A 4,119-nucleotide genomic window follows, 5' to 3' on the forward strand; every position below is an offset into this window, starting at 1 on the left:
ACTGAGCATTAGACCCCTACCGACGATCGAAATTTGACAGTAAAAGTGTGAACTCGACAGAATTACGAAGAAACTGACAAAAATTGTCAGCTATTTTACGGAATGAGCTATTTATCTCTTGTTAAGCAATCGACACTTTAAAAAGTGAGTATTTGGAGTAATCAGGTATTTAAAGAAGTAATTTACATTGTATGTGTCGGCCGATCAGAGTTTAGCGTGCCGGTTAGCAAGGTCTCTATCTTATTTTTTGCAACTTCATCTGCACCGTTAAATTTCACTCCGATACCGCTTTGTCGATTGCCCTCAGCACCTTGCGGGGTAATCCAGACAATTTTACCCGCTACCGGCATTTTTTCAGGTTCGTCAAATAAGGTGATTAGCATAAACACCTCATCACCCATATTGTATTGTTTTTTAGTAGGGATAAATAAGCCGCCATTATCCACAAAAGGCATATACTGCGCATACAGCTGTGCAGCATCTTGAATATTGATTGCCAGAATGCCCTTGTTTCCGCCCTGCATAGAAAACCTCTAAAATAAGTATATGCGGTGATGTTAACGCGAATTGCGCTATAAAAAAACCCGCAGCATGGCGGGCTTTTTGATAAGCAAATAAAACGCGAACTAGGCCACAACGCCCTGCTTTGATAAGGCAAAGCTTTTCGCCCATTTATAATCAGGCTTGCCATTGGGTAAGCGACCAATTTCGTCGGCAATATGAATCTCACGCGGTACTTTATAACCTGCAATATGCTTACGTGCTTCTTCTTGCACATTATCAAGGCTTAGCGTTGAAACACCCTCTTTTAGAGAAACAACGGCTGTTACTTGCTCACCCCAACGCTCATGCGGCGTAGCAACAACCAAGGTATCGTAAATTTCGGGGTGTGCTTTCAGTGCCTGCTCAACCTCTTCGGGGAAGATCTTCTCACCACCTGAGTTGATACAGTTAGAACCACGGCCATAAATGGTCATTGAGGCGCCATCTTCTTCAAGCTTGGCCTGATCACCCGTTAACAACCAGGTTTTACCTTCGACCTCAACAAAGGTTTTAGCCGTTTTTACTGGGTCGTTATAGTAGCCACGCGGGATATAGCCAGAGCGCGAGAAATCACCGACTTCACCAGGCTGTGCATGACGATAAGTGCCGTCTTCTTCGGTAATAATGACATCCATAAACGGCGATTTCACAACATTGCCAAGGCCTGCTTTGTCATCTTTCTTATCGCCAGAGTCAGCGCCCATTTGGCCCGACTCTGAAGAACCAAAGGCATTGGTAATAAAGCAGTTCGGGAAGGCTTCTTTGAACTCTTGCTGCTTGGCCTCAGAGAAAACCGCACCACCTGAGCCAATATTGAAAACGCTAGATAAGTCCCAGCGACCTTCATTTTCTTTCAGCGACTCAAGCAATGGAATCGCCATCGCATCGCCAACAATTTGAATCAGGTTAAGTTTTTCGGCCTCAACAATACCCCACACTTGCTCGCCTTTTAGGCTGCGATGGTGGTTAAGCACCAACTTATTGCCGGCCAACATCATAATACAGGCATACCACCATGCCGCACCATGCATCAGCGGTGCAAGAGCGATACCACCCATGGGAAACTCACCAACTTTATCTAAAATATCTTCTGGCTTTTCACAAGGTGAGCCAGCGAACGCACCACCACCCGACATTGCCGCCATAAAGACATTTTTATGTGGCCACATCACACCTTTTGGATAGCCAGTTGTACCACCGGTATACAAAATAAACAGATCATCATCACTACGCTCGCCGAAGTCGCGAGCTGTCGACTGGCCAGCAATTGCGTCGTTGTAATCTACTGCGCCAATAATAGCTAGATCAAGATCACTAGCGTCATCCACTGAAATAAAGGTTTTCATATCAGGCACGTCGGCACGGATATCATCAATGGTATTGATAAATTCGCGACCATGAATACAGGCCACCATATCAGCGTTAGTGAAAATGTAAGATAGCTCTTCGCCCACATAGCGATAGTTAACATTGATGGGCACTGCGCGCACTTTAAAACAGGCCATCATACCTTCAAGGTATTCACCGCAGTTATACATAAATAAGCCAACATGATCGCCGGCCTTAATACCTTGNGANGCNANNTAATGTGCCAGCTGGGTTGAACGCTCATCAAATTGCTGGAAAGTTGCACGATAATCGTCACCACAAACCAATGCCTCACGCTCAGGCACTTTATCTGCAACCATTTCAAACATATCGGCGATATTAAAGCTTTTGCTCATACTCTTATTCTCTTATCCGTTAGCGTCTTTCGACGTATAGCTTTTATTATGAATCGTTAAATCAGGCAATTTTACACGGCCCTGCGCCAAAAAAAAATGGCAGCGGGTGATTCGCTGCCATTTTTTCAACTTTCTTTAAACAACATCGATTAAGCTGGCTTATCGGCCTGCACAATCCACATAGCAAAGAATTGCGCACCGCCGCCATAGGCTTGACCCATAGAGGTTTTAGCACCTGGCACCTGACGGTCACCGGCCATACCACGAACCTGTAATGCGGTTTCAGCAAAACGGATCATACCGGAGGCACCGATTGGGTTAGAACACAGTACGCCACCCGACATATTCCAAGGGCATGAACCGCCTTGGTCTAGTGATGTAGTGCCGTCTTCAGTAAGCTTCCAACCCTCACCCTCTGCAGCAAAACCAAGGTTTTCTAACCACATTGGCTCATACCACGAGAAAGGTACGTAGATCTCAGCACAGTCGATGTCTTTAAGCGGATCTTTGATACCTGCTTGTTGATACACATCTTGTGCACAAAGCTTACCAGCCTCTGGACTAACTTCTTCACGCCAAGCGTACATGGTTGGCTCAGAACGCATGGCCGCACCGGCAATCCACGCAGGCGGATTAGGCGATTTTTCAGCCAGCTCTTCATTCGAGATAACCATCGCTGCAGCACCGTCTGACGAAGGGCAGACTTCTGAGAAACGAATGGGGTCCCAAAGCATCGGCGACTGTAAGTATTCGTCTAACTGTGGATTTTCTTCTTGCAGGTGTGCGTGTGGGTTTTTCTGACCGTGGATACGATCCTTCACCGCGACCTTACAACCGATATCTTCAGGCGCACCTGAGCGGCGGATGTATTCACGAATGATTGGCGCAAAGAAACCACCGGCACCCGCATTAAAATGCGGAGAAAATGGCTGCTTAGACGATAAGGCCCACATGGCATTCGACTCAGACTGCTTCTCGTAACAAACGGTTAATACACGCTTGAACTGACCAGACTGAACATGCTGCGCCGCAACAATAGCGGTAGACCCACCAACTGAGCCCGCAGTATGCACACGCATCATTGGCTTACCCGCACAACCTAAGGCGTCAGCAAGGTATAGCTCAGGCATTAAATGACCTTCGAAAAAGTCAGGTGCCTTACCGATAATCACGGCATCAATATCATCCCAGGTACAGCCTGCATCTTTCAGCGCGTTCAATGCTGCTTCACGTACAAGACCTGCAATAGACTTTTTAATAATCGTGTTGAAACGTTCAGAGTAACCAACACCAGTTACGGCGGCTAATTGACCTGCCATGATTAAACCTCCAACACGGTTACTAAGTTCTGCTGCAAACATGCACCAGAAGTAGAATGTGCAACACCACGCTTGCCCTCGCCTTTAATCAGGCGCATAGCAACTTCACCAATACGATCAAGGCCATGGGTCATAAAGATATGTCCAGCCAAAGTACCGCCAGAAGGATTAACTGTGGTGTTTTCACCCAAGCCTAATGCTTCTTTAATCAGAATCTCTTGATGTGAGAACGGCGCATAAAGCTCAGCAATATCAACATCGCCACTCGCCACGCCAGTTTTTTCAGCGGCAATACGGGTCGATTCAGACACGGTTAGATCACGTACGCCTAAGCCATGTGGCTCGATACGGTGATCAATAGCTTTGATATAAGCAGCACTCTCGATCACACCGTCAGCAATCAGTTTATCAGCAACGTCACGCGTTACCATGATGAGTGACGATGCACCATCAGTGATCGGGCAGCAGTCGCTTTTGCGAAGTGGCTCAACTAGGTAGTCTTCTTTCAGCACATCTTCTGCCGACACATCGCC

At 46.7% G+C, this 4,119-nt stretch carries 4 protein-coding genes; all 4 read right to left on the reverse strand.

The window, feature by feature from the left end:
* Positions 1-182: 182 nt before the first annotated feature.
* Positions 183-524: a PilZ domain-containing protein gene (locus HRU21_08960; GenBank protein NRA42420.1), complete on the reverse strand. Its 342-nt coding sequence runs from the start codon at positions 522-524 to the stop codon at positions 183-185.
* 102 nt (positions 525-626) lie between these two features.
* On the reverse strand, positions 627-2,267 hold the full coding sequence (locus HRU21_08965) for an acyl-CoA synthetase (protein ID NRA42421.1): 1,641 nt from the start codon (positions 2,265-2,267) through the stop codon (positions 627-629).
* Positions 2,268-2,416: 149 nt separating this feature from the next.
* Positions 2,417-3,586 carry a thiolase domain-containing protein gene (locus HRU21_08970; protein NRA42422.1) on the reverse strand — a complete coding sequence of 390 codons (1,170 nt, stop codon included), beginning with the start codon at positions 3,584-3,586 and terminating at the stop codon, positions 2,417-2,419.
* 2 nt (positions 3,587-3,588) lie between these two features.
* Positions 3,589-4,119, reverse strand: a 531-nt coding sequence (locus HRU21_08975) for a lipid-transfer protein (GenBank protein ID NRA42423.1), incomplete at its 5' end; no start/stop codon positions are given.

The sequence above is a fragment of the Pseudomonadales bacterium genome, assembly GCA_013215025.1.
Taxonomy (GTDB): domain Bacteria; phylum Pseudomonadota; class Gammaproteobacteria; order Pseudomonadales; family DT-91; genus DT-91.

What these genes read in the sequence shown, in the direction of transcription:
- HRU21_08960 (NRA42420.1), bottom strand. Translation starts at nt 524, where the DNA reads ATGCAGGGCGGAAACAAGGGCATTCTGGCAATCAATATTCAAGATGCT.
- HRU21_08970 (NRA42422.1), bottom strand. Translation starts at nt 3,586, where the DNA reads ATGGCAGGTCAATTAGCCGCCGTAACTGGTGTTGGTTACTCTGAACGT.